The organism is Saccharothrix coeruleofusca (genome assembly GCF_017876325.1).
GTDB lineage: Bacteria > Actinomycetota > Actinomycetes > Mycobacteriales > Pseudonocardiaceae > Actinosynnema > Actinosynnema coeruleofuscum.
Genome location: NZ_JAGINV010000001.1, coordinates 1,723,793 through 1,747,700 on the forward strand (window position 1 = coordinate 1,723,793; position 23,908 = coordinate 1,747,700).

General features: G+C 74.1%; 24 protein-coding genes. 10 read left to right on the plus strand and 14 right to left on the minus strand.

The features are described 5' to 3' along the window. Positions 1-9: 9 nt before the first annotated feature. Positions 10-1,869 (minus strand): ABC transporter ATP-binding protein, encoded by a 1,860-nt coding sequence (locus tag JOF41_RS08110; RefSeq protein WP_372448474.1) that lies wholly within the window; start codon positions 1,867-1,869, stop codon positions 10-12. Continuing rightward, positions 1,866-3,599, minus strand: a complete 1,734-nt coding sequence (locus tag JOF41_RS08115) for an ABC transporter ATP-binding protein (protein ID WP_209617451.1) — start codon at positions 3,597-3,599, stop codon at positions 1,866-1,868. The genes JOF41_RS08110 and JOF41_RS08115 overlap by 4 nt, the downstream gene beginning before the upstream one ends. Before the next feature lie 85 nt (positions 3,600-3,684). Between JOF41_RS08115 and JOF41_RS08120 the strand changes: the two genes are divergently transcribed. Continuing rightward, on the plus strand, positions 3,685-4,281 hold the full coding sequence (locus tag JOF41_RS08120; RefSeq protein WP_189226641.1) for a TetR/AcrR family transcriptional regulator: 597 nt from the start codon (positions 3,685-3,687) through the stop codon (positions 4,279-4,281). A gap of 40 nt (positions 4,282-4,321) precedes the next feature. On the opposite strand, the gene JOF41_RS08125 is transcribed toward JOF41_RS08120, so the two are convergent. Beyond that, the gene (locus JOF41_RS08125) at positions 4,322-5,500 is read right to left on the minus strand and encodes an MFS transporter (RefSeq protein WP_189226642.1); all 1,179 of its coding nucleotides are present in this window, start codon (positions 5,498-5,500) and stop codon (positions 4,322-4,324) included. Positions 5,501-5,577: 77 nt separating this feature from the next. On the opposite strand from JOF41_RS08125, the gene JOF41_RS08130 reads away from it, so the two are divergent. Next, a complete protein-coding gene (locus tag JOF41_RS08130) occupies positions 5,578-6,165 on the plus strand; it encodes a TetR/AcrR family transcriptional regulator (protein ID WP_189226643.1) in 588 nt (195 codons plus the stop codon). Positions 6,166-6,173: 8 nt separating this feature from the next. Here the strand turns inward: JOF41_RS08130 and JOF41_RS08135 are convergent, their stop codons facing one another. The 6 genes from JOF41_RS08135 to JOF41_RS08160 all read right to left on the minus strand — a co-directional run bounded on the left by JOF41_RS08135 (position 6,174) and on the right by JOF41_RS08160 (position 10,796). Then, positions 6,174-7,286, minus strand: coding sequence for a Gfo/Idh/MocA family protein (locus JOF41_RS08135; protein ID WP_209617453.1), 1,113 nt, complete (start codon positions 7,284-7,286; stop codon positions 6,174-6,176). After that, on the minus strand, positions 7,283-8,017 hold the full coding sequence (locus JOF41_RS08140; protein ID WP_209617456.1) for a sugar phosphate isomerase/epimerase family protein: 735 nt from the start codon (positions 8,015-8,017) through the stop codon (positions 7,283-7,285). The genes JOF41_RS08135 and JOF41_RS08140 overlap by 4 nt, the downstream gene beginning before the upstream one ends. Before the next feature lie 97 nt (positions 8,018-8,114). After that, positions 8,115-8,915, minus strand: coding sequence for an alpha/beta fold hydrolase (locus JOF41_RS08145; RefSeq protein WP_307867298.1), 801 nt, complete (start codon positions 8,913-8,915; stop codon positions 8,115-8,117). Between the two features lie 17 nt (positions 8,916-8,932). Continuing rightward, positions 8,933-9,700, minus strand: a complete 768-nt coding sequence (locus JOF41_RS08150) for a class I SAM-dependent methyltransferase (protein WP_209617457.1) — start codon at positions 9,698-9,700, stop codon at positions 8,933-8,935. After that, a complete protein-coding gene (locus JOF41_RS08155) occupies positions 9,697-10,110 on the minus strand; it encodes an arsenate reductase ArsC (RefSeq protein ID WP_189226646.1) in 414 nt (137 codons plus the stop codon). Before JOF41_RS08155 ends, JOF41_RS08150 begins: the two co-directional genes overlap by 4 nt. Then, a complete protein-coding gene (locus JOF41_RS08160; RefSeq protein ID WP_209617459.1) occupies positions 10,107-10,796 on the minus strand; it encodes an arsenate reductase/protein-tyrosine-phosphatase family protein in 690 nt (229 codons plus the stop codon). The genes JOF41_RS08155 and JOF41_RS08160 overlap by 4 nt, the downstream gene beginning before the upstream one ends. 112 nt (positions 10,797-10,908) lie before the next feature. Here JOF41_RS08160 and JOF41_RS08165 point away from each other — a divergent pair, with 112 nt between their 5' ends. The 4 genes from JOF41_RS08165 (at position 10,909) to JOF41_RS08180 (ending at position 14,928) form a co-directional block, all read left to right on the plus strand. Then, on the plus strand, positions 10,909-12,225 hold the full coding sequence (locus JOF41_RS08165) for a sensor histidine kinase (RefSeq protein ID WP_209617462.1): 1,317 nt from the start codon (positions 10,909-10,911) through the stop codon (positions 12,223-12,225). Beyond that, positions 12,222-12,899 (plus strand): response regulator, encoded by a 678-nt coding sequence (locus JOF41_RS08170; RefSeq protein ID WP_189226649.1) that lies wholly within the window; start codon positions 12,222-12,224, stop codon positions 12,897-12,899. Before JOF41_RS08165 ends, JOF41_RS08170 begins: the two co-directional genes overlap by 4 nt. 79 nt (positions 12,900-12,978) lie before the next feature. Next, a complete protein-coding gene (locus tag JOF41_RS08175) occupies positions 12,979-13,857 on the plus strand; it encodes an ABC transporter ATP-binding protein (RefSeq protein ID WP_209617465.1) in 879 nt (292 codons plus the stop codon). Then, complete coding sequence (locus JOF41_RS08180) at positions 13,858-14,928, plus strand: ABC transporter permease (RefSeq protein ID WP_209617468.1); 1,071 nt, start codon at positions 13,858-13,860, stop codon at positions 14,926-14,928. It begins immediately after the preceding gene. A 63-nt stretch (positions 14,929-14,991) separates the two neighbouring features. Here the strand turns inward: JOF41_RS08180 and JOF41_RS08185 are convergent, their stop codons facing one another. Further along, positions 14,992-15,255, minus strand: coding sequence for a hypothetical protein (locus tag JOF41_RS08185; protein WP_229796213.1), 264 nt, complete (start codon positions 15,253-15,255; stop codon positions 14,992-14,994). 131 nt (positions 15,256-15,386) lie between these two features. Here JOF41_RS08185 and JOF41_RS08190 point away from each other — a divergent pair, with 131 nt between their 5' ends. Then, a complete protein-coding gene (locus tag JOF41_RS08190) occupies positions 15,387-16,163 on the plus strand; it encodes an alpha/beta hydrolase (protein WP_189226653.1) in 777 nt (258 codons plus the stop codon). 87 nt (positions 16,164-16,250) lie between these two features. Continuing rightward, entirely contained in the window at positions 16,251-17,657 is a 1,407-nt protein-coding gene (locus JOF41_RS08195; protein ID WP_307867299.1) for a serine/threonine-protein kinase, read from the plus strand. Between the two features lie 44 nt (positions 17,658-17,701). Here the strand turns inward: JOF41_RS08195 and JOF41_RS08200 are convergent, their stop codons facing one another. From JOF41_RS08200 to JOF41_RS08210, 3 genes are all read right to left on the minus strand, one after another. Beyond that, entirely contained in the window at positions 17,702-19,825 is a 2,124-nt protein-coding gene (locus tag JOF41_RS08200) for a hypothetical protein (RefSeq protein ID WP_209617472.1), read from the minus strand. Positions 19,826-19,854: 29 nt separating this feature from the next. Beyond that, a complete protein-coding gene (locus tag JOF41_RS08205) occupies positions 19,855-20,694 on the minus strand; it encodes a WXG100 family type VII secretion target (protein ID WP_244989539.1) in 840 nt (279 codons plus the stop codon). 180 nt (positions 20,695-20,874) lie between these two features. Further along, positions 20,875-21,609, minus strand: coding sequence for a YqjF family protein (locus tag JOF41_RS08210; protein ID WP_189227495.1), 735 nt, complete (start codon positions 21,607-21,609; stop codon positions 20,875-20,877). A 90-nt stretch (positions 21,610-21,699) separates the two neighbouring features. Here JOF41_RS08210 and JOF41_RS08215 point away from each other — a divergent pair, with 90 nt between their 5' ends. Further along, positions 21,700-22,695: a glycosyltransferase gene (locus tag JOF41_RS08215; RefSeq protein ID WP_209617476.1), complete on the plus strand. Its 996-nt coding sequence runs from the start codon at positions 21,700-21,702 to the stop codon at positions 22,693-22,695. 11 nt (positions 22,696-22,706) lie between these two features. Here JOF41_RS08215 and JOF41_RS08220 read toward each other — a convergent pair whose 3' ends face one another. Continuing rightward, on the minus strand, positions 22,707-23,279 hold the full coding sequence (locus JOF41_RS08220; RefSeq protein WP_189227497.1) for a TetR/AcrR family transcriptional regulator: 573 nt from the start codon (positions 23,277-23,279) through the stop codon (positions 22,707-22,709). A 176-nt stretch (positions 23,280-23,455) separates the two neighbouring features. On the opposite strand from JOF41_RS08220, the gene JOF41_RS08225 reads away from it, so the two are divergent. Next, on the plus strand, positions 23,456-23,908 hold the full coding sequence (locus JOF41_RS08225; RefSeq protein WP_209617479.1) for an ester cyclase: 453 nt from the start codon (positions 23,456-23,458) through the stop codon (positions 23,906-23,908).

A 23,908-nucleotide genomic window follows, 5' to 3' on the forward strand; every position in this document is an offset into this window, starting at 1 on the left:
ACGCGCGGCTCAGAGCGCCGCGGCGAACTGCGCCGAGTAGAGCCGGTGGTACGCCCCGCGCGCCTGGATCAGCTCGTCGTGCGTGCCCTGCTCCACGATCCGGCCCGACTCCATGACCAGGATCAGGTCCGCGTCCCGGATGGTCGACAGCCGGTGCGCGATGACGAAGCTGGTCCGCGACGAGCGCAGCGCCGCCATCGCGTGCTGCACCAGCGACTCGGTGCGGGTGTCCACCGAGCTGGTCGCCTCGTCCAGGATCAGCAGCGACGGGTCGGCCAGGAACGCCCGCGCGATCGTCAGCAGCTGCTTCTCGCCCGCGCTGACGTTGCTGCCCTCCTCGTCGATGACCGTGTCGTAGCCGTCCGGCAGGGTGCGCACGAACCGGTCGACGTAGGTGGCCCGCGCCGCGGCCAGCACCTCCTCGTTGGTGGCGTCGGGCTTGCCGTAGGCGATGTTGTCCCGGATCGTGCCGCCGAACAGCCAGGTCTCCTGCAGCACCATGCCCACCTGCGAGCGCAGGTCCTCCCGGCGCAGCCGGGTGATGTCCACCCCGTCCAGGGTGATCCGGCCCGCGTCCAGCTCGTAGAACCGCATCACCAGGTTCACCAGCGTGGTCTTGCCCGCGCCGGTGGGCCCCACCACGGCCACCGTCTGGCCCGGCTCGGCGACCAGCGACAGGTGCTCGATCAGCGGCTGCTCGGGCTGGTAGGAGAAGCTGACGTCGTGGAACTCGACCCGGCCGCGCCGCCGGGCGGGCAGCGGGGCGTCGGCGGGGTCGGGCCGCTGCTCCGGTGCGTCGAGCACCTCGAAGACCCGCTCGGCCGAGGCGACGCCGGACTGCACCAGCGTGACCATCGACGCGACCTGGGTCAGCGGCTGGGTGAACTGCCGCGAGTACTGGATGAACGCCTGCACCTCGCCCAGGCTCATCGCGCCCGAGGTGATCCGCAGCGCGCCGACCACCGCGATCGCCACGTAGCCGACGTTGGACAGGAACATCATCACCGGCATGATCAGCCCGGAGGTGAACTGCGCCCCCAGCGCCGAACCCAGCAGCGCGTCGTTGCGGCGGCGGAACTCCTCCTCGGACTCGTGCTGCCGACCGAACACCTTCACCAGCTGGTGGCCGGTGAACGCCTCCTCGATGTGCGCGTTGAGCTCGCCGGTGTGCTTCCACTGCGCCACGAACAGCCCCTGCGAGCGCTTCCTGATCCCCCCGGTGGCCACCACCGACAGCGGGATCAGTGCCAGCGCGATCAGCGCCAGCAGCGGCGAGATCGACACCATCATCACCAGCACGCCCACCACGGTCAGCGCGGAGATCAGCAGCTGGCTCAGGGTCTGCTGCAGCGCGGTGGCGACGTTGTCGATGTCGTTGGTCACCCGCGACAGCAGCTCGCCGCGGGGCTGGCCGTCGAAGTAGCGCAGCGGCAGCCGGTGCAGCTTGGCCTCCACGTCGGCCCGCAGCCGGAAGACCACGCGCTGCACGACGTTGTTGAGCAGCCTGCCCTGCGCCAGGCCGAACGCCGCGGAGGCCAGGAACAGCACGAGCACCCACAACAGCACGCGGGCCAGCGCGGCGAAGTCGATGCCCGCGCCCGGTTCGCCGCGCAGGCGGGCCAGCACGCCGTCGAAGATGATGTCGGTGGCGTCGCCGAGGACCTTCGGCCCGATCACCCCCAGCGCGACGCTGGCGACGCCCAGCGCGACGACGGCCGCGAACGCCGACCGCTGCGGGCGCAGCAGGCCGAACAGCCTGCGCGCGGCGGGCTTGAAGTCCTCCGGCTTGCCCATCGGCATCCCCATGCCGGGCATGCCGCGGCCCATCGGCGAGGACTGCGGTCGGGGAGTGGTGCTCGCGGTGCTCATGCGGCCTGCTCCGAGGTCAGCTGGGACTGGACGATCTCGACGTAGGTCGGGCAGGTCTCCAGCAGGTCGTGGTGGGTGCCGACGCCGACGACCGAGCCCGCGTCCAGCACCACGATCTGGTCGGCGTCGAGGATGGTGGACACGCGCTGCGCGACCACGATGACCACCGCGTCCCGCGTGTGCGGGCGCAGCGCCGCGCGCAGCCGGGCGTCGGTGGCCAGGTCCAGCGCCGAGAAGGCGTCGTCGAACAGGTACACCTGCGGTTGGCGGACCAGGGCCCGCGCGATGGACAGCCGCTGCCGCTGCCCGCCGGAGACGTTCGTGCCGCCCTGGGTGATCGGCGCGTCGAGCCCGCCGGGCATCCGCGCGACGAACTCGCGCGCCTGCGCGACCTCCAGCGCCTGCCACAGCTGCTCGTCGGTGGCGTCGGGGTTGCCGTAGCGCAGGTTGTCCGCGACCGTGCCGGTGAACAGGTACGGCCGCTGCGGCACCAGGCCGATCCGGGAGCACAGCGCGTCGGGGTCGGCGTGCCGCACGTCGACGCCGTTGACCAGCACCTCGCCGCCGGTCGCGTCGATCAGCCGGGGCACCAGCGACAGCAGCGTGGTCTTGCCCGCGCCGGTGCTGCCGATGACGGCGGTGGTCCGCCCGGCCTCGGCGCGGAAGGAGATCTCGCGCAGCACCGGGTCGGCCGCGCCGGGGTAGCGGAACTCGGCGCCGCGGAACTCCACCGCGGCCGGGCCGGGCAGCTCGCGCACCGGGTCGGTGGGCGGCAGCACCGAGGACTCGGCGTCGAGCACCTCGTTGATCCGCTCGGCGCAGACCGAGGCGCGCGGGATCATCATCGAGATGAACGTCGCCATCATCACCGCGATGAGGATCTGCACCAGGTAGCTCAGGAACGCGGTCAGCGCGCCGACCTGCATCCCGCCCGCGTCGACCCGGTACGCGCCGAACCACAGGACCGCGACGCTGGAGAAGTTGAGCACCAGGCCCACGGTCGGGAAGATCAGCGCCTGCAACCGGCCGACCCGCAGCGCGGTGCCGGTGAGCGCGGTGTTGGCCTCGGCGAACCGGCGGGTCTCGGCGGACTCGCGGACGAAGGCGCGCACCACCCGGATGCCCGCCAGCTGCTCCCGCAGCACGCGGTTGACCTCGTCCAGGCGTTCCTGCATCAGGCGGAACTGGGGCACCATCCGGACGGTGATCAGGCTGATCGAGACCACCAGCACCGGCACGCACACCAGCAGCAGCCAGGACAGCCCCACGTCCTCGCGCAGCGCCATCACGATGCCCGCCACGCAGGTGATCGGCGCGGCGACCAGCATGGTGCAGCCCATCACCACCAGCAGCTGCACCTGCTGCACGTCGTTGGTGCAGCGGGTGATCAGCGACGACGGCCCGAACTGGGCGACCTCGCGGGCGGAGAACTCGCCGACCCGGTGGAAGACCGCGGCGCGCACGTCGCGGCCGAAGCTCATCGCGGTGCGGGCGCCGTAGTAGACCGCGCCGACGGAGCAGGCGATCTGCACCAGGGCCACGGCCACCATCCAGCCGCCGGTGGACAGGATGAAACCGGTGTCGCCGGTGGCCACCCCCGAGTCGATGATGTCGGCGTTGAGGCTGGGCAGGTACAGCGAGGCGATGGTGCCGACCAGTTGCAGCACGAGCACGGCGGTCAGTTCACGCCGGTAGGGGCGCAGGTGTCTGCGCAGCAGGCGGTAGAGCAAGGCGGTCCCCCATAAGAAACGGATAGTGTCTAATGAACGACGGTAGACCAGTCAGATAAGAAACGCAACGTATCTAAGGGGTAGGGTGGCCGGGACGAAGTCGCGCCGCCGGGGTGAGCAGCTGGAGCACGCCATCCTCGACGCGGCCTGGGAAGAGCTGCGAGAGGTCGGCTACGCTCGGCTCACCGTGGAAGCGGTCGCCGCGCGGGCGGGCACCAGCAAACCGGTCATCTACCGGCGCTGGGCCGGTCGGGCGGAGCTGGTCATCGCGGCGTGGCAGCACCGGGCGCCGACCGAGCACCGTACTCCGGACACCGGTGCGCTGCGATCGGATTTGCTGGTCCTGTTCACCACGATCGCCCGCCGCGCGGACGCCATGATGAACGAGGTCGTGGCGGGCGTGATGAGCGAGGCGTTCCGGCACCCCGAGGTCGCCGCGCTGCTGCGCGAGCGCCTGGTCGCCGACTCGCCGCTGGCCGGGACGGTGCGGCGGATCGTCGACCGCGCGGTGGAGCGCGGCGAGCTGCTCCCGGTCCGGCTCCCGTCGCGGGTCACCCGCCTGCCGCTGGACCTGATCCGCAACGAGAACGTGATGTGCGGGACGCCCCCCGACGACGACGTGCTGGCCTCGATGGTGGACGACGTCTACCTGCCGCTGCTGCGCGGCCTGGCCGCGCCGTGACCGCACCCCGGCCCACCGGTTCCCGGCGGGCGCGCCCGGATCAGCCCGCGGACCGGTCGGCGACGGCAGGCTCGCGCGGCGCGATCACCGAGCCGAACACCGCCGCCAGCACGCACAGCACCACCGGCACCAGGAACGCGGTGTTGAGCGGCATCCAGTGCGCCAGCCCGCCGATCAGCGCCGGACCGGCCAGCAGTCCCACGTAGCCCAGGCCGACCACCCTGGCCATCAGCGCGCCGGAGGCCCGCGTGTCGAGGTTGCCCGCCGCGGTGAACAGCTGCGGCACCCCGCCCGCCAGCCCGAGGCCGAACAGCGCCCACCCGACCAGCGCCAGCGGCACCCACGCGGTGAACGACACCAGCAGCAGCCCGACCGCGGCCAGCGCCGCGCCGTAGCGCACGATCGCCACCGGTCCCAGCAGCGCCGCGACCCGGTCGGTGGCGAAGCGGCCCGCGGTCATCGCCACCGCGAACGCGCCGTACGCGAACGCCGCCGTGCTGTCGGAGGTGCCCAGGACGTCCTTGAAGTGCAGCGCCGCCCAGTCGTTGGCCACGCCCTCGGCCAGCATCAGCGCGAACGCCAACCCGCCCAGCAGCCACACCAGCCGGGTCGGCGTCGAGCGCGGCCCGCTCTCGGCCCGCGCCGCGGCCGGGGACTGCGCGCCGTCGATCAGGAACCGGGCGGTGATCAGCGACACCACCGCGCAGAGCACCCCGGCGCAGCTCAACGACACCGCGGTGGGCACCCCGGCGCCCAGCGCCACCGCGCCCACGGCGGCGGCCGCCGCGCCGCCGATCGACCACATCGCGTGGAACGAGGCCATGATCGGACGCGGGTAGGCGCGCTCGACCACCACGGCGTGCGAGTTCATCGCCACGTCCAGCATGCCGTTGGCGAACCCGAGCACCACAAGGGCCAGCCCCAGCGCCCACCACGAGTCGGCCAGACCGGGGCCGAACATCGCCAAGCCGAGCAGCACGCCCGCGGCGGGCAGCAGGCGGCGCTGCCCCAGCCGGTCCACCAGCGGCCCCACCACCTGCATCCCGACGAACGCCGCGCCGCCCAGCACGAGCAGCAGCAGCCCCAGGGTGCTGTGCGAGATGCCGGTGGCGCGTTCCACGTCCGGGATGTGCACGACCCACAGGCCGATGGCGAATCCGTTGAGGGTGAAGAAGGTCCACGTCGCGACGCGCGCGGCGCGGGGGAGGGCGGTGCTCATCGGTCTCCTGTGGATCGAACCGGCCCGCGGCTGCGGCATGATGGCCCCGTGCACGTCACCGAGATCACCGAGGCCCCGTGACCGGGGGCTACTTGAAGGGCCGCATCCGCCGAGAGGACATCCTCGCGGCGGCGGTCACCGTGTACGGGGAGGTGGGCTACCACGGCTCGTCGCTGCGGGAGATCGCCAAGCGGGCGGGCATCACCCACGCCGGGCTGCTCTACCACTTCCCCAACAAGGAGTCCCTGCTCGCGGCCGTGCTGGAACGCCGGGACGCGCTCGACGCCGCGCGCGAGCAGCTCCAGGCGCGACCGGGCCTGGAAGTGCTGCGCCGCTACCTCGCGCTGGCCGAGCACAACGTCGGCAACCCCGGCATCGTCGACCTGTACTCGCGGCTGGCCGCCGAGGCGGTCGCCGAGGACCACCCGGCGCACGAGTACTTCGTGCGGCACTACCGGATGGCCCGCGCGGGCGTGCTGGAGTCGTTCCGGGCCATGGCCGACAGCGGCGAACTGCGCGAGGGCGTCGACCCGGAGGTCGCGGCGCTGACCTTCATCGCGCTGATGGACGGCCTCCAGGTGCAGTGGCTGACCACCCCGGACGAAGTGGACCTGGTGGGTTCCCTGGAGTTCTACCTGCGCAGCCTGCTCACCGTCGGGCTGTGAACCGCCGCTCACCACAGCGAGCTCGCGCGGGGATCCCAGTCCGGGGGGAGCGGGGGCGGGACGTCGGCGGTGCTGGCGACCTCCACGGGCTGCCCGCGCGTGATGGACTCCTCGACGGCCAGCATCGCGTCGAGCACGTGGTAGGCCAGTTCGCCGGAGGCCCGCTCCGGCTCGCCGGAGCGGATCGCCCGCGCCAGGTCCAGCGCGCCCGTGCCGCGCGAGGCGGAGTGGCCCCGCGCTTCGAGGACTTCCGGTTCGGCGCGGTCGGGCAGGTGCAGCCGGGTGGGGCCGCCGAAGCCGTTCGGGTCGGGCAGCACGGCCGTGCCGCGCGTGCCGGAGACCTCCACGAAGCCCACGCGGTGCAGCGCCGAGTCGAAGCTGAACAGGACCTGCGCGCAACCGCCGCCGGTGAACTCGACCAGCGCGGTGACCGTGGTGGGCACGGTCACCGCGAACTCCGCGCCCGCCCTGGGGCCGGACCCGATCACCCGCGTCTCGCGCGCCCGCCCGCCGGCGGCGGCGACCCGGCCGATCGGCCCGAACAGCCCGACCAGCGCGGTCAGGTAGTACGGGCCCATGTCCAGCAGCGGCCCGCCGCCCGCCTGGTAGAGGAACTCCGGCGCGGGGTGCCAGCTCTCCGGGCCCGCGGTCTGGAACAGCGCCAGCGCCGTGCGAGGGGTGCCGATCCGGTCCGCCTCCAGCGCCCGGCGCGCGGTCTGCCAGCCCGAGCCCAGCACGGTGTCGGGCGCGCAGGCCACCCGCAGGCCCCGCGCCCGCGCCAGGTCCAGCAGCGCGCGGCCGGTCGGCCGGTCCAGCGCGAGCGGCTTCTCCGACCACACGTGCTTGCCCGCTTCCAGCGCGGCCACGCCGATCTCCGCGTGCGCGGCCGGGATGGTCAGGTTGACCACGAGTTCGACCTCGGGGTCGGCCAGCAGTTCGGCCACGCCGCACGAGCGCGGCACGCCGTGCGCCGCCGCCTGCGCCGCGGCGCGCTCCCGGTCGAGGTCGGCGACCGCCAGGACGCGCAGGTCCGGGAACGAGGTCAGGTTCTCCAGGTACGTCGTGCTGATCGTCCCCGCGCCGATGACGCCTACGCCGACCGGTCCGCTGCGGGCGGTCATCGCGCGGCCCCGGTGAGGTAGGCGCGGCTGGCCGCGATGCCCTCGAACAGGTCGCCGTCGTAGGCGTCGAACTCGACCACGCGCAGCGCGTGCGGGGCGGCGGCCAGCACCTCGGCCACCGGCACCCGGCCCTGACCGGCGGGGACCTGACCGGAGGCGTCGGTGGCCAGGTCGCCGTCCTTGACGTGGATGGCGTGCACCCGCTCGCCGAGGCGGCGCAGCAGTGAGGGTGCGTCCTCGCCGCCCGCGGTGGCCCAGTAGGTGTCGACCTCCAGCACGACCTCGGGGGCGAGCCGGTCGGCCAGCACCTCGAAGGCGCTGCGACCGCCGATCCGGGACTCCAGTTCCCACCAGTGGTTGTGGTAGCCGACGCGCACGCCGTGCCCGGCCGCGCGCGCCGCGGCCCGGTTGAGCGCGTCCGCGGTCTCGGCGATGTCGGCCGGGTCGCGCCACCGCTCGGGGGCGACGAAGGGGTCGATGACCACGTCGACGCCGCACTCCGCCGCCACGGCGAACACCGCGTCCTGGTCGGCCCCGATGAGCTGGGCGTGCGCGGTGGGCGCGGTGAGGCCGCAGGCGGGCAGGTGCGTGCGCAGCACCTCCGCGTTCTCCACCACGCCGTAGGGCTCCACCCGCGTGAAGCCGATGGCGGCGAGCCTGCGCAGGGTGTCGAGGGGGTCGGCCGCGAAGGCGTCCCGGACGGAGTACAGCTGCACCGAAAGCTCGTTCATCCAGACTCCCCGTCGTCAGCGTTGGCGGCAGTGTGGAAGCGCTCCCACAATTCCTACCATCTGGTAGGAATTTCGACCAGAGCGCGTTCGGCCGACCTCAGCCCAGCCAGTCCATCGCCGCCGGGCACGCGTCGAGGACCGAGACGTGCCCGTCGTCGGGGCGCGACCACAGCTCGTGGCGGCGCAGGCGGGAGGCCATCCAGTCGGCGTGCGCGGGCGGCACCACGCGGTCCCGCCCGCCCTGCAGCAGCAGCACCGGCGCCTCGACCGCGCCCAGGTCGAAGCCCCACGGGCGGACGAAGGCGAGGTCGTCGTCGACCGCCCCGCCCGGCCAGGTCGCGCCCGCGCGCTGGGCGTCGTCGCCCAACGAGGCCCAGGTGCCGGACAACGCGGCCCAGTCCGCGGCGGTGAAGCTGTCCGGGTCGAACTCCTCGGCGTAGCGCGCCCGCGCCTCGCGCCCGGCCATCGCCGCCCGCAGACCTCCGGGGGCCACCATGCCCGCGAACCAGTCGAAGTCCTCGGTGAACGGGGCGATGCCCGCCAGGCAGACCACGCCGGTCACCCGCTGCGGCAGCAGCGCGGCGCACGCGAGGGCGTGCGGACCGCCGCCGGAAGCGCCCATCACGGCGAACCGGTCGACGCCGAGCGCGTCGGCCAGGCGCGCCACGTCGGCCGCCGCCGAGGCGACGTCCCGTCCGGGCAGCGGGCTCGACCCGCCGTAACCCGGCCTGCCGTAGGACAGCAGCCGCAGGCCCCGTTCCGCCGCCGCGGCGAGCAGCGGCGCGAGCGGCGCTCCGGACTGGGGCGAGCCGTGGTGCCAGGCCAGGGCGGGCCCGTCCACGCCGTTGTCGTGAGTTCGCAGCGTCCGCCCGTCCGGCAGGCGCAGATCCCGTTCCACCCCGGCAGGGTAGGTGCTCAGAGCCGCTTCCGGTCAGCGATTACGTGGGTCAGCGCGGCGACCCGCCGGTAGGGGTCCGTCGCCCCCGCGCGCTCCTCGCAGTCGAGCAGCGCGGCGAGATCGCCGGGCGGTTCGGCATCGGTCGGCGCGTTGTCGGTGAACACGCGCACGCCGTACCAGGCGCGCACAGCGAGCCCGAGCCGGTCCAGCGAGGCGGCCAGCGCGTCGAAGCGGTCCGCGCGGGCGGGCACGCCGATGCGGTTGTCGTAGGTCGTCTCGTCGAACGCCCGCAGCGCCGTCGCCCAGTCGCCGAGCAGACCGGGGCGCATCGCCAGCGCGTCACCGTTGCGCACCAGCAGGGACAGCACGCCGCCGTCGCCGACCACCCGCGCCAGCCCGGCCAGCAGCGGTTCGGGATCGGCGAAGTACATCAGGACGCCGTGGCAGAGCACCAGGTCGAAGCTCCCCGCCGGGAACAGCGGGTCCAGGTGCCGAGCGTCGCCCTCGACCACGCGCACCCGGCCTCGCGGCGGGTCGGCGGCCAGCGCGTCGGCGAGGTCCCCCAGCAGCGCCGTCGAGGTGTCCAGACCGGTCACGTGGTGGCCGCGCCGGGCCAGGCGCAGCAGCTGCGTGCCCTGGCCGCACCCGACGTCCAGCACCCGCAGCGGTGGCGAGTCCGGGACGTGGGCGGCCAGCTGCCGGGCCACCAGCTCCTGGCGCACGACCTGCCGCACCGAGCCCAGCCCGTCCCGCCACCGCCGCTCGCCCGCCGCGAAGCCCGTCACGGCCGCGGGTCGTCCAGCAGCTCGGCCAGCAGGGCGCGGACGCGGCGGTCGATGTCGTCCCGGATCGGGCGCACCGCCGCCACGTCCCGGCCCGCCGGGTCGTCGAGTTGCCAGTCCAGGTAGCGCTTGCCGGGGAAGACCGGGCAGGCGTCGCCGCAGCCCATGGTGATCACCACGTCGGAGGCCGCCACGTCCTCGGCGGTCAGCTTGGCGGGCACCGCGTCGGTGATGTCCAGGCCCCACTCGGCCAGCGCCCGCGCCGCGGCGGGGTTGACCTGGTCGGCGGGGGCCGAGCCCGCGGAGCGGACGGCGACCCGGCCCAGGGCGTGGTGGCGCAGCAGCGCGGCGGCCATCTGGGACCGGCCCGCGTTGTGGACGCAGACGAACAGGACTTCGGGTTTGCCGCTCAACGGTTCCGCCCTTCGGTGGGGGTGATCGCGGGGGCCAAGTGGTCCACCCGCTCGGCGAGGTCGCGGCAGGCCCGGTCGAACGCCTCCCCGGTGCCCGCCGCGGCCGGGTCCGGCACCGACCAGTGCAGCCGGTCGACGCCGCCCAGCTCCTCGTGGGCGCTGTCGCACACCGCGACCACCAGGTCGTCCGGCCGCAGCACCTCGCCGACGTGGCGGGTGCGGGCGCGGGCCAGGGACAGGCCGTGGGCGCGCGCGGTGGCCACGGCCAGCGGGTGCACCCCTTCGGCGGGGCGGGTGCCCGCGCTCGCGGCGGCCACCCGGCTGCGTCGCCGCCACAGCGCGGCGGCCAGTGGGGAGCGGGCGGAGTTGCGGCTGCACACGAACAGCACCCTCGGCGCCCGCCGCACCCCGGTCGGCCCGAGGTGGGCCCGCACGTCGGCGCGCAACCGCAGGTACGTGCGGCGGTGGTCGCCCTCGGAGCGCGAACGCGCCACCATCCCCGCCCGTTCCAGCAGCTTGAGGTGGTGCGCCACCAGGTTGCTCGGCAGCCCGAGCGCGCGGCCGATCTCGCCGGGGGAGGCGTCACCCAGGCGCAGCAGCTCCACCACGGCCAACCGGGCGGGCTCGCCCAGGGCCGCGTGCACCCGCGCGCGAGCCGTCAGCTCCGCAGACCACTCATCATCCACTGACTCAATGGTGGTTGAGCCAAACCGGCGGCGTCAACCCGCTCCGCGCGGCGGTCGCGTCGCGGCACGTGGCGACCCGAACACGCACCGCTGCTGCACTACGTTCACCCGTATGGACGTAGTCGATCCGGACGCGCCCTGGAGCGCCTGGCGGCGCCCCGGTCCCACGGCCGCCCAACGACGCCAGGACCTCTGGACCGCCTCCGCCGTGCTCGCGCTCGCCGTGGTGATGACCATGCTGGTCAACAGCATGGGCGCGTTCGCCTTCGGCCGGGCCCCGGCGCTGACCGAGCAGCTGGCCTGGGTCGCCGCGCTGACCGCGACGCTGGCCGTGCGGCGGCGGTACCCGCTGGCCGTGCTGCTCGTGGTCGGCGCGCTGTTCATCGCCGCGCAGCACCGGCAGATCGCGGACAACTTCATGCCCTCGGTAGCGCTGTTCCTGGCCATCTACAACGCCGGGGCGTGGGAGCCGAACCGGGTGCTCGCCCGGTGGTCCCGCGTCGCCGTCATCGTGGCGATGTTCGCCTGGCTGGGCGTCGGGCTGGTGTCGTTCCTGGTGGCCCCGGCCCCGGAGTTCGCCGACGCGGCCGGGCCGCTGGACCCGCTGCTGGCCTCGGTGCTCTACGGCATCGGGCTCAACCTGCTGTTCTACCTGTCCGCGTACTTCTTCGGCGACATGGCGTGGTTGTCCGCGCGCAGGCAGGCCGAGCTGGAGCACCGCGCAGAGCAGCTGCGCCGGTCCCAGGAGCAGAACACGCGCGGCGCGATCGTCGCCGAACGGGTGCGCATCGCGCGGGACCTGCACGACGTCGTCGCCCACCACGTGTCGGTGATGGGCATCCAGGCGGCGGCCGCGCGGCGTGTCCTGGACACCGACCACGAGCTGGCCCGCGCCGCGCTGCGCACGGTCGAGGACACCGCCCGCACGGCCATCGGCGACCTGCGCGGCCTGCTCGGCGTGCTGCGCGAGGAGGACGCCCCGAACGCGGAGGACGCCCCGAGCGCGGACCTGGACGCGCACCGGTCCTCGCCGGGGCTGGACCAGCTGCCGGACCTGGTGGAGACGGCGCGGTCGACCGGCCTGCGGGTGGAGCACGGCGTCTACGGCGAGCCGCGCGCGGTGCCCGAGGGCGTCGCCCTGTCGGCCTACCGGGTGGTGCAGGAGGCGCTGACCAACGTGGTCAAGCACGCGGGGGCGCGGCGGGCGGAGGTCCGCCTGCGCTACCTGGACGGCGCGGTGGAGGTCGAGGTCACCGACGACGGACGCGGGCGCGGGGGCAAGACCGGCGGGTTCGGCCTGCTGGGGATGAAGGAGCGGGTCGCCGTGCACGGCGGGCGGTTCGAGGCGGGACCGCGCCGCGACGCCGGTTACCGCGTGCGGGCCAGCTTCCCGGCGGGCGCGCGGCCGGCGGGCGAGGGGGAGCGGTGAACGGGCAGCGTCCGCTGCGGGTCGTGCTCGCCGACGACCACGACCTGGTGCGCGCGGGCTTCCGGGTCATCCTCGGGACGGAGCCCGGCATCGAGGTCGTCGGCGAGGCGCGCGACGGCGCCGAGGCGGTGGAGCTGGCCGCCCGGCTGGAGGTCGACGTGGTGCTGATGGACGTGCAGATGCCCGGCCTGGACGGGCTGGAGGCGACCCGGCGCATCCTCGGCTCGGCGGGCTGCGCGAGCCCGGTCAAGGTCGTCATCCTCACCACCTTCGACCGGGAGGACTACCTGTTCGAGGCGCTGCGCGCGGGCGCGAGCGGCTTCCTGCTCAAGAACGCCTCCCCGGAGGACCTGGTCGAGTCGGTCCGGGTGGTCGCGCGCGGCGACGCGCTGCTGTCCCCCGAGGTCACCCGCCGCGTCATCGCCCGCTTCTCCGCCCCCGCGCCCGCCGAGCCGGTGCGCCGCCCGCCCGAGCTGACCGACCGCGAGTTCGAGGTGCTGGTGCTGCTGGCACGCGGGGTGAGCAACGCCGAGATCGCCTCGGCGCTGCACTTGGGCGAGACGACGGTGAAGACGCACGTGTCGCGCATCCTGGCCAAGCTGGGCCTGCGCGACCGCACGCAGGCCGTCGTGTTCGCCTACGAGCACGGCATCGTCACGCCCGGCCGGGGCTGAGGTCCTCCCTGAGGAGGACCCCTGGGGTCGGTCTCGCGCCGGACGCCCCGGACCGGGGCGCCGACCTAGCCTGTTGATCATGTTGAAGGTGAGCTCGATCAGCCGGAGCTTCGGCGCGCACCGCGTCCTGGACGGTGTGTCGTTCGAGGTCCGGCCGGGCCGGATGACCGGCTTCCTCGGCGCCAACGGGTCCGGCAAGACCACGACCATGCGGATCGTGCTGGGCGTGCTCGCCGCCCACGGTGGCGAGGTGACCTGGGACGGCGCCCCGATCACCGGGGCGGTCCGGCAGCGCTTCGGGTACATGCCCGAGGAGCGCGGCCTGTACCCGAAGATGAAGGTGGGCGAGCAGATCGCCTGGCTGGGGCAGCTGCACGGGCTGGACCGCGCGACCGCCCGCCGCAACACCGACCGGCTGCTGGCCGACCTGGAGCTGGCGGAGCGGGCGGGCGACCGGCTGGAAGAGCTGTCGCTGGGCAACCAGCAGCGCGCCCAGGTGGCCGCCGCGCTGGTGCACGACCCGCTGGCGCTGATCCTGGACGAGCCGTTCTCCGGCTTGGACCCGATCGCCGTGGAGACGGTGCTGGGCGTGCTGCGCGAGCGCGCCGCCAACGGCGTGCCGGTGCTGTTCTCCAGCCACCAGCTGTCGGTGGTGGAGCAGCTGTGCGACGACCTGGTGATCATCTCCGGGGGGCGCATCGCCGCGAGCGGCGAGCGGGAGCGGCTGCGGGCCGAGCACGCCGCGCCGCGGTTCCAGCTCGTCGTGGACGGCGACGCGGGCTGGCTGCGCGACCTGGCCGGGGTGCGGGTGCTCGACGTGGACGGCCCGCGCGCGGTGTTCGACCTGGACGGCCGCACGGACCAGGAAGTGCTGCGCACGGCGCTGGACCGCGGCGCGGTCCGCAGCTTCACCCCGGTGGTGCCCTCGCTCGACGAGATCTTCAAGGAAGTGATCTGAATGGACGGCACGTCGTTCGCCTCGGCGACGCGGCTGGTGGCCGAGCGGGAGATCGGCTCGTTCGTGCGCATGAAGGGCTTCTGGGTCGGCTTCGGACTGCTGCTGGTGGGGCTGTTCGCGCTCGCGGTGCTGCCCACGGTGTTCGGCGGCGGGCGGTCCGCTGTGGCCGCGGTCGGCCAGGAGGCGCTGGCGGCGCTGCGGGACGCGGACCTGGAGGTGCGGGAAGCCGCCGACCGGGCCGAAGCGGAGCGGCTGGTGCGCTCGGAGGAGGTGGACGCGGCGGTCGTCGCCGAGGGCTCCGGGGTGCGCGTGGTCGCGCTGTCGGACCCGCCGGTGGAGGTGGTGGCCGCGCTGCGCACCGCGCCGCCGGTGGACCTGCTCGACCCCTCCGAGGTCGGCCAGGGCGTCCGGCAGCTGGTCATCATGGTGTTCGCGATGGTGTTCATGATGTTCGGCATGGGCGGTTCGGCCATCGCGCAGAGCACGGTGACCGAGAAGCAGACCCGGATCGTGGAGATCCTGGTCGCCACGGTCCCGATCCGGGCGCTGCTGGCGGGCAAGATCGTGGGTCACGCGCTGCTGACCATCGGCCAGGTGGTGGTGCTGGCGGTGGCCGCGCCGATCGCGCTGCGGCTGGGCGGGCACGAGGAGCTGCTGGCGCTGGTGGCGCCCGCGATCGGCTGGTTCGTGCCGTTCCTGGTCTTCGGGTTCGTGCTGCTGGCCGCGATGTGGGCGGTCGCGGGCGCGGCGGTGAGCAGGCAGGAGGACCTGGGGTCGAGCATGGGCCTGGTGCTGCTGCTGACCATCGGCCCCTACGTCGCGGTGATGGCGCTGTCCGACAACGCCACCGCGATGGCCGTGCTGTCCTACGTCCCGTTCTCGGCGGCCATCGCGATGCCGGTGCGGCTGTTCGCGCAGGAGGCCCAGGCGTGGGAGGCGGTGCTCTCGCTGGGGGTGCTGGCGGGCGCGGTCGTGCTCGTGGTGATGCTGGCCGCCCGCCTGTACGCCGGGTCGCTGATGCACACCGGGGGCAAGGTCGGCCTGGCCAAGGCGTGGAATCGGGGCGAGTGAGCCGAGCGCCGCTGGGACACCCCGAACCGGGCGTTCGGGTGTCCCAGCGGCGCACCGGGCCGGTCACGCGCCCAGCTGGGCCAGGCCCGCTTCCCAGCGCTGCCGCCGCTGCTGCGGGGTCTGCTCCCACCAGGGCGTCCCGCGCTCGCCCAGCGCCACCTTCGCCGCGTGCACCCGGCGACGCGCCCCGGCCTCGGCCGAGGCGTCCCCGGCGCGCAGCGCCCGGCCCACCTCGGCCCGCGCGGCCATGAGCGCCTTGCGCAGGCGGGCCGCGACGTCGGCGGGGATCTCCGGATCGGTGGCCCGCCACCGCCTGCCCCCGATCACCACGTAACGTCCGTCAGGGGTGCGCGCTCGGTCATCGGGTGCGGCGGCCACCGAGCCACCCTGCCACCCGCGCCCGCCACGCGCAGCGCGAGGACCCGGACCGGTGATGTGATGGTGAGGTGCGCGGGCGGATGCTGATCGGGTTGGCGGTGACCGCCGCTGTCGTGATCGCGGTGCTGGGCGCCGCGTTCGCCTTCCAGCGCAAGCTGGTCTACCTGCCCTCGGGCGACCTGCCGCCGCCCGCGGCCCAGGTGCTGCCCGGTGGCCGCGACGTCACCCTGACCACCGCCGACGGGCTGCGGCTGGCGGCGTGGCACTTCCCCGTCGAGGACGCGCGGGCCGCGGTGCTGGTGGCTCCGGGCAACGCGGGCAACCGGGCGCTGCGGGCGCCGCTGGCGCGGGCGCTCACCGCGCGCGGGCTGTCGGTGCTGCTGCTGGACTACCGCGGCTTCGGCGGCAACCCCGGCCGCCCGACCGAGGCCGGGCTCGCGCTGGACGTGCGCGCCGCCCGCGACTTCCTGCTCGGCACCTCCCCGCCCCGGCTGCTGTACTTCGGCGAGAGCCTGGGCTCGGCGGTGGTGGCCGAGCTGGCCGCCGAGCACCCGCCCGCCGCGCTGGTGCTGCGCTCGCCGTTCACCGACCTGGCCGCGGTCGGCAGGCGGCACTACCCCTTCCTGCCGGTGGGCCTGCTGCTGCGGGACCGGTTCCGCACCGCGGAGCACGTGGCGCGGGTGCGCGCCCCGGTCACCGTCGTCTACGGCTCCGCCGACACGATCGTCCCGCCCGAGCAGAGCCGCGCGGTGGCCCGTGCCGCGGGCGGCCGGGCGGTCGAGGTGCCCGGAGCCGACCACAACGACCCGGTGCTGCTGGACGGCCCGCAGCTGGTCGAGGCGATCACCGACCCCTGAACCGGCGTCGGTGCCCACCGCGCTGTCCGCGCCCGGGTAACGTGCGCCTCACCCTGCAACCGTTCGACCCCTGGAGTGATCGACGTCGTGAGCGGTCCACAGCCGAGGATCATCGGCAACCGGTACGCCCTGCTGGCCGAGCTGGGCCGCGGCTCGATGGGCGTGGTCTGGCGAGCACAGGACCACGTCATCGGCCGCAAGGTCGCCATCAAGGAGCTGCACCTGCCCGACGGCGTGCCGCCGGAGGAGCGCCAGGTGCTCCAGCAGCGCGTGCTGCGCGAGGCCAGGACGGCGGGCGCGCTCAACGACCCCGGCGTGGTCACCGTCTACGACGTGATCATCGAGGGCGGCCTGACCTACATCGTCATGGAGCTGGTGGAGGCGCAGACCCTGGACGCGCTGATCCGCCGCAACGGCCCCATGCCCGCCGAGCACGTCGCCACCCTCGGCCTGCGCATCCTGTCCGCGCTGCAGGCCGCGCACGCCGCGGGCATCGTGCACCGGGACGTCAAGCCCGGCAACATCATGGTGGCCCCGGACGGCCAGGTGAAGCTGACCGACTTCGGCATCGCCCAGGCCGTCGACGACCCCGGCCTGACGCTGAACAACGCCATCATCGGCTCGCCCGCCTACCTCTCGCCGGAGCGGGTGCGCGGCGAGCCCGCCACGCCCGCGTCGGACCTGTGGGCCTTCGGCGCGACGCTGGCCTACGCGGTGGAGGGCACGGCCCCGTTCCAGCGCACGTCCACCGCGTCCACGCTGCACGCCATCATGAGCGAGGCGCCGCGCCTGCACCGCGCCCGAGGCCCGGTCGCCACCGTGATCTCCGGCCTGCTCGCCCCCGACCCGAGGGCCCGGCTCACCGCCACCCAGGCGGCGGCGCTGCTCTCCGGCGGCGGCACCGCCCCGGCCGAGGCGGCCCCCGCCGCCCCGCGCTCCCGCGCACCGCTGCTGATCACCGCCGCGGTGGTCGCGGCCCTGCTCGCCGCCACCGGCGGCTTCTTCGCCGGGCGCGCCGGCCAGGCGCCCGCCGCGGCCCCGCAGCCCGAGCGGGCCCAGGCCCCGGTCCAGGTGCTCACCTTCGGCAGGCTGGGCGAGATCCCGGTCTGGGCCATGGGGGAGCAGGGCTGCGGCACCGAGCCGCTGACCAAGGGCGTGCCGTTCGACTGGCTGCAGAACGTCGACTGCGCCCAGCCGCACAAGGTCGAGCGCTACGCGGCGGAAACCCCGTTCTACGACCTCGCCTCCAAGGGGCAGCCGGTGCCCTACCCCGGTGAGGACTGGATGCGCGAGTACGCCCTGCACTACTGCGACCTGCACGCCAGGACGATCCGCGTCGCCGAGGGCAAGCGGTCGGAGTTGGCGCTGACCGGCCTGGTGCCCACCAAGGCCGAGTGGGAGTACGCCGAGGGCGACGCCGTGGGCGCCAAGGAGGTCGTCTGCGTGCTCGCGCGCAAGGACGGCGCGGACCTCACCGGCAAGTCGTCCGGCTGACCCGGCGGTCGGGAGGGGCGGGGCCCCTCCCGACCGCCACCGGCTCACTGCCGGGTGAAGATCACCGTCTCCTGCTTGTTCAACACGTCGATCGCGATCACCCGGTTGACGTTCGGGTTCTGCTGCAGGATCGGGAACTCCGTCATGTGGAACACGTTGTCCGGCCGCCGCTGCGGGCCCAGCAGCACGTAGACATCACCCTTGGCGCCGTGCGCCAGGCTGGCCGACACGCTGTCCCACACCGCCTTGCCCTCCGGCGAGGTGTTGCCCCAGCCCGGCAGCTTGATCCCCTTGTCGTCGAGCGTCCCCTCCAGCGTGTTGCGCCCGTCCGCCTTGGCCATGTACTCGGCCTCGGTCATCACCGAGATCCGGTTGCCGTCCGAGTCGTACAGGCTGCCCGACCAGAAGAACGCGCCGTCGGTCTTGGTGTCCAGGATGTTGCGCAGGTTGTCGATCCACTTCTGGCTCTGCTCGGGCGTGAGGTTCTGCAGGTCGGCCCACGGCTTGCCGTCGATCGTGGTGGCGGGCCACGCCGCGTCGGCCTTGGGGCCGTCGGGCGCGGGCAGGTTCTCGCCGCCGGGGTAGCCCCTCGGGTCGAGCAGGTCGAGGATGTTCGGCGGCGCCATGACCGGCTTCACCGGCGGCGGCACCGGCTGCGGCTGCGGCGGGGTCTGCGCCGCAGGAGGGGACGCGGGCTGCGGCGCGGGCTTGTCCCCGCCGGTGACCACGGGCGGCGCGGCGTCGCCCTTGGGGCCGTGGCCGCCGAGCGGGTCGAGCGGGCCCGGCGGCTTGCCGGGACCGGGGTCCGGCATGGGCACCGCGGGCGGCGCCGGCCTGGGCGGGTTGGCGTCCGCGATGGGCTTGAGCGAGTCCGCCGCGGGCGGGGTGGGCGTGAAGATGCCCTGGGGCGGGCCGACCACGCCCGGCACGTTGGGCACCGCGCCCGGCCGCGGCCCGGCGGGCGGCCACATGGCGTTGACCGGGGTGGTGTTGGTCGACGGCGGCGCCACCGGCCCCCTGCCCGGAGTGCCCGGAGCCCCACCGCGCGGGTTGCCGCCGGGAGGGTTGGCACCGGGCGGGTTGATGCCGCGCGGCGTGCCGCCGGGCGGGGGGACGGCGGGCATCGGCGGGATCGGCGGCATGGCGCCCGTCGGGATGGGACCGGGGTTGGGCACGCCGTTGGCACCGGGGATGGGCGGCATCGGGGTGACCGGCGGTGCGGCGGGCATCGGAGTCGCCGCCGTGGTGGTCACGTCCGTGTTGCCCGGCGGCGGGGTGTACTGGGTGACCGGCGGGCCTGCCGGGGTGGGCGTGGGCGTCGGCGTGGGGGTGTTCGGTCCGCCGGGTGGCGGGGTGTACTGGGTGACCGGCGGGCCGGCCGGAGTGGGCGTGGGCGTCGGTGTGGTCACGTCCGTGTTGCCCGGCGGCGGGGTGTACTGGGTGACCGGCGGGCCAGCCGGAGTGGGCGTAGGCGTGGGCGTGGGCGTGTTCGTCGCGCCGGGCGGCGGCTCGAACTGCGTGACCTGGGGACCGGTCGGGGCACCCGCGGGTTTGGGTCCGGTGCTGCCGGGGTCGCCGTTGATCTGGTCGACCGGCGTGACCTGGGGACCGGCCGGGACGCCTGCGGGTTTGGGTCCGGTGCTGCCGGGGTCGCCGTTGATCTGGTCGACCGGCGTCACCTGCGGCCCCACCGGGGCGGGCGTGTGCGGTGCGCTCGCGGGCGCGCCCTGGGGGTTCTTCGCGCCGGAGTCGGTGACGATCTTGTCGAACTGGCTGCCCGCGAACTCGTCGGTCCTGACCTGGGTGTCCAGCGACGCCTGCAAGCCGTCCTTGACCTGGCCCATCGTCTGCGCCGCGTGGTTGGCCTTGTCGATGGACTTGCCGTTGGAGCCGTTCACCGCGACCACCATGGGGATGCCGAACATCCCCAGCGCGTTGACGGCCAGCGTCTGCGTGCTCAGCTGCCCCGCCACGCCCTGGTAGCGGGACTGCAGGTCGCTCGCGTAGCCCTGCAGCGTCTGGATCGAGGACGGCTGCATCAGGAAGCCCGAGGTGCCGGTAGGACCCTGCGGTCCCGACGCCGGGGGCGGTGGCGGCGGCGGAGGGGGTGGGCTGCCGCCGGGGTTGGAGCTGGGGTTGGGGTTGGCGCCGGGGCCGGTGCGTGCCATGTCGAACCTTTCGCGAGCGGGGTGGGGGATCAGCGCGCCTGGTCGACCGCTTTGTCGACCTTGTTCTGCGCCTTCCAGGACTCGTAGGACACCTCGGCCACGTCGGCGACGTTCTCGAACCGGTTCCAGCCCTTGCCGACCTGCTCGGTGATCTCGTCCAGGTTCTTGATCCGCCCCATCTGCCGGGTCATCGCCGCGATCAGCCGGGCGATCCGGGAGGCGATGTTGACGCCCAGCGCCACGGCCTTGCCCACCGCGAAGCCGATGAAGCCCACGATGGACGCGCCGAAGGTGAAGAACGCCGCGGCGGCGGCGGCGATCGCGCCCGCCAGCAGCGAGCCGAGCAGCTGCGCGATCAGGTCGCGCACGATGTCGCGCAGCACCTGCACCAGCACGCCGCAGATGGCCACGATCTTGGCCTTCTTCTCCACCGCGTTGGCCAGCGAGTCCAGCTCCTGGCCCAGGGTGTCCATGTTGGCCTTGAACGCCTCCGACGCCTGGCCGGTCCACCCCTGCGGCTGCGCCAGCGTGTTGCGGTGGGTCTCGGCCAGCGTCCGCATCTCCACCGCGGTCGCCTTGGTCGCCTCGACGTTGGCGTTGATCTCGTCGGGGTCGCCCATCAGCTGGTCCAGCGGCTCCTTGAGGAAGCTCACGTGCTCGATCAGCCAGCCGATGCCCGCGCCCAGCAGCGTGCCGAACGGGTCCACCGCCAGCATGGCCACCGACGAGGCCGCGCCGATCGCGGCGAAGGTGATGTCGAGCACCTGCTCCGTCTCGGACTCCGCGTCCTTGCCGATGGCGTCGATCATCTCGTCGAAGGCCGAGATGAACAGCGAACCCTTGAACTTGTTCTCCTCCGTGATCTCCATGCCGGGAGGTGATTCGACAACCATGCGCAGGGGCCTTTCTCAGAACGGCGTGATCGGATCGACCGGGGGCGCGGCGCAGGAGTCCGCGACCCGGTGAACCGCCAGCCGACTCCTACCCGCCAACGCGCCGCCAACGCATGGCCAACACCCCGTGCGCCAGTGGCGCCCGCGAACCGGATCTCACCCGGTCCTGACCGGCGGCCCGAACCGGACCGGGACGCCGGGGGAGTGCAGGACGCTGACCGGCGGCCCGACCGGCGCGGGCAGACCCGCCGCCGCGATGAGCGTCTCGTCCACGTGGAGCAGCTCGGCCCGGCGCAGCGGCCATGGCGGGTGCTCGTTGGGCAGGTACAGCGCGCGTCCGCGCCAGGGCACGTGCAGGCCCCACCGCGCGGTCAGGAAGTGCTCCAGCGGGGTCGGTTCCGCGATCGGCCGCCCCACCCGGACCACCAGGCGGCCCGACACCCCGCGCGACCGGGGCCACCGGCGGACGCACGTGTAGGTGATCACGTCGCCCCGGCGGTGCAGGCGCATCCTCGACCAGGTGTAGGGCAGGCGTGCGCCGAGCCTGCCGACGAGCGCGGGCACCAGGCGGGCGGCGTCCAGGGAGCGGAACACCACGCCGCGACGGCCCGCGCCGTCCACCGAGTACAGCCGCACGTTGGTCTCGCAGAACGTCCTGAAGTACGGCACCCCCGGCTCCACCGGCAGCCGCACCCGGTGCATCCGGAAGGGCACCAGCCCGACGTAGGTCACGCCGTCCAGGGTGTCCGGCCGCGTGCCCGGCGGCAGCAGGCCCGCAACCCGCGCCGGTGCCACCGGCCAGTGCGCGAACGTCACGTCGCGCCACCACTGCGCCAGCGTGGACCACCGCACCGGTCGCGGGGTGGAAGGGGTGATCGCCTCGGCCGCCATGTCGCCCCCCGGCTGCTGGAGATCAGCCCACCGTAGCCGACCGCGGGCCCGCCGAGCCGCGACCGCGCGGCCAGGGGTAGGTTCGCCGCCGTGCGCGTGCTGTTCGCCAGTTCCGCCTCGGTCGGCCACACCTACCCGATGATCCCGCTCGCGGTCGCCGCGCGGGACGCGGGCCACGAGGTGCACTGGGCCACCGGGGAGCACGTGCACGCGGCGCTCGCCGCGAACGGGCTGCGCCCCTTCCGGCCCGCGGACTCGTTCTACGAGATCTACGCCGAGGACCTCGAACCGGAACTGGCCAGGCTGCGGCCGGACCTCGTCGTGCACGGGTGGGGCGTGCCGGGCGCGGCCGTCGCCGCCCACCGCGCCGGGATTCCCGGTCTGTGGCACGGTTTCGGCCGCGCGATCCCCGAGGGGATCGGCCTGGAACTGCCCTCGGACACCGTCGCGGGCGGCAGGCCGCACCTGGACATCTGCCCGCCCTCGTTGCAGGACAGCGGTTTCCTGGGAACCGGGAACCGGATCGCGCTGCGCCCCGTCCCGCACGCCGAACCGGTCGCGTGGGCGACGTCCGGTGCCGGGGAGCCGCTGGTCTACCTGACCTTCGGCACCGCGTTCGGCACCGCGGCACTGCTCACCACGGCGATCAGGGGGCTGGCGGCGCTGGGCGCGCGGGTGGTGGTCGCCACCGGTCGGGTGCCCGTGGCCGATCTCGGGGACCTGCCGGACAACGTCACCGCGCGGGCGTGGGTGCCGCAGGCCGAACTGCTCAGGCACGCCGACGTGGCCGTCCACCACGGCGGCAGCGGCACCACCCTCGGCGCGCTCGCCTTCGGCGTGCCCCAGTTGGTGCTGCCCCAGGGGGCCGACCAGTTCGCCAACGCCGAGGCCCTGCGCGCGGTCGGCGCCGGTCTGCGCCTGCTGCCCGACGAGGTGGACGCCGACGCCGTCGCCCACCAGGTGCGCGGGCTGCTGCGGGACGGCGCGCACCGCGACGCGGCCCGCGCCGTCGCCGGGGAGATCGCCCGGATGCCTGCCCCGGACGAGGTCGCCCGCCTGCTGCCGGAGTACGCGCGAGGCGGCTGAGGCCCCCGCTCTCAGTCGCGCGCTCTGATGCCGTCCAGTGCCATGGTGAGCACGCGCTCGCGCTGGGCGTCGTCGGCGAAGCTCGCGCCGCTGATGCCGTTGATCAGGTACCGGACGTCGTCGAAGGTGACGTCGGTGCGGGCCTCGCCCGCCTCCTGGGCGCGGCGCAGCAGCGGGACTCCAGCGCGGTGGATCAGCTCGATGCAGGCGGCGAACATCGGCGAGTCGGTGTTGAGCGCCTCGTAGACGGCCTTCTTGGTGGTCGCGTAGCCGACGAACCGGCGCAGCCAGATCACCAGCGCGTCCCACGGGTCGTGGTCGCGCAGCTCGTCGGCGACTGCGGCCAGCGCCTCGACCTCGTCGACGTAGACGGCCTCGAACAGCGCTTGGCGGGTCGGGAAGTTGCGGTAGAGCGTGCCGATGCCGACCCCGGCGCGCCGGGCGATCTCCTCCAGCGAGCCGTTGACGCCGTCGGCGGCGAAGACCTCGCGCGCCGCGGCCAGCAGTGCGTCGAACTTGCGCCTGCTGTCGGCGCGCTGCGGTCGCGGCACGGCGACCCGCGCGCCCGGTTCGGTCGTGGCCATCGGAGTCCTCCCGATTCTCGGGCCTTGCTTGCGGAGGCACCCCTCCGTTAGAGTGGAGGCACCCCTCCGGAAGGGGTTCCCCCACTATAGCCGCCGATGTCGGCCGCCTTGTCGCGGACAACGGCGCGGACAACCGCGCCCGCGAACCCGGCAATGACCGCCAAGGATGGGAAATCATGGCTCAACCAGCAGTTCCGAGCATCGTCGAAGGGCTCACCGCCGGTCAGCGCGAAGCCGTCGAAAAGCTCTACCGAGGGGTCGCGGGAGAGTTCGACCTGCTCGACGAGGCGGTGACGCCGAACTGGTCGGACATTCCGGCCGCGCCCGGTCAGGCACCGGGCCCGGACGGCGTCAAACCGCAATTCGCCAAGTTCCACCAGGTGTTCCAGGACGTCTCGGTCACCATCCACGAAGTGGTCGGCGCGAACGGTCGGGCGGCCGTCCGGGCGGAGATCAGGGCGAGCTTCACCGGCGAGTGGATGGGTGTCGTGGGCACCGGCCGGGAATGCGTCATCCCGATCCACGAATTCCACCACTTCGACGGCGACCGGATCGCCACCAGTTGGCACATGGAGGACTGGCTCGGCTGGCTGCGACAGGTGGGGACCACCGGTTTCACGATTTCCTGA

Coding starts and splice junctions, on each gene's coding strand:
- JOF41_RS08205 (WP_244989539.1), bottom strand. CDS start 20,694: ATGGAGATCACGGAGGAGAACAAGTTCAAGGGTTCGCTGTTCATCTCG.
- JOF41_RS08190 (WP_189226653.1), top strand. CDS start 15,387: ATGCTGATCGGGTTGGCGGTGACCGCCGCTGTCGTGATCGCGGTGCTG.
- JOF41_RS08180 (WP_209617468.1), top strand. CDS start 13,858: ATGGACGGCACGTCGTTCGCCTCGGCGACGCGGCTGGTGGCCGAGCGG.
- JOF41_RS08135 (WP_209617453.1), bottom strand. CDS start 7,286: ATGACCGCCCGCAGCGGACCGGTCGGCGTAGGCGTCATCGGCGCGGGG.
- JOF41_RS08210 (WP_189227495.1), bottom strand. CDS start 21,609: ATGGCGGCCGAGGCGATCACCCCTTCCACCCCGCGACCGGTGCGGTGG.
- JOF41_RS08200 (WP_209617472.1), bottom strand. CDS start 19,825: ATGGCACGCACCGGCCCCGGCGCCAACCCCAACCCCAGCTCCAACCCC.
- JOF41_RS08175 (WP_209617465.1), top strand. CDS start 12,979: ATGTTGAAGGTGAGCTCGATCAGCCGGAGCTTCGGCGCGCACCGCGTC.
- JOF41_RS08220 (WP_189227497.1), bottom strand. CDS start 23,279: ATGGCCACGACCGAACCGGGCGCGCGGGTCGCCGTGCCGCGACCGCAG.
- JOF41_RS08140 (WP_209617456.1), bottom strand. CDS start 8,017: ATGAACGAGCTTTCGGTGCAGCTGTACTCCGTCCGGGACGCCTTCGCG.
- JOF41_RS08225 (WP_209617479.1), top strand. CDS start 23,456: ATGGCTCAACCAGCAGTTCCGAGCATCGTCGAAGGGCTCACCGCCGGT.
- JOF41_RS08165 (WP_209617462.1), top strand. CDS start 10,909: ATGGACGTAGTCGATCCGGACGCGCCCTGGAGCGCCTGGCGGCGCCCC.
- JOF41_RS08125 (WP_189226642.1), bottom strand. CDS start 5,500: ATGAGCACCGCCCTCCCCCGCGCCGCGCGCGTCGCGACGTGGACCTTC.
- JOF41_RS08110 (WP_372448474.1), bottom strand. CDS start 1,869: ATGAGCACCGCGAGCACCACTCCCCGACCGCAGTCCTCGCCGATGGGC.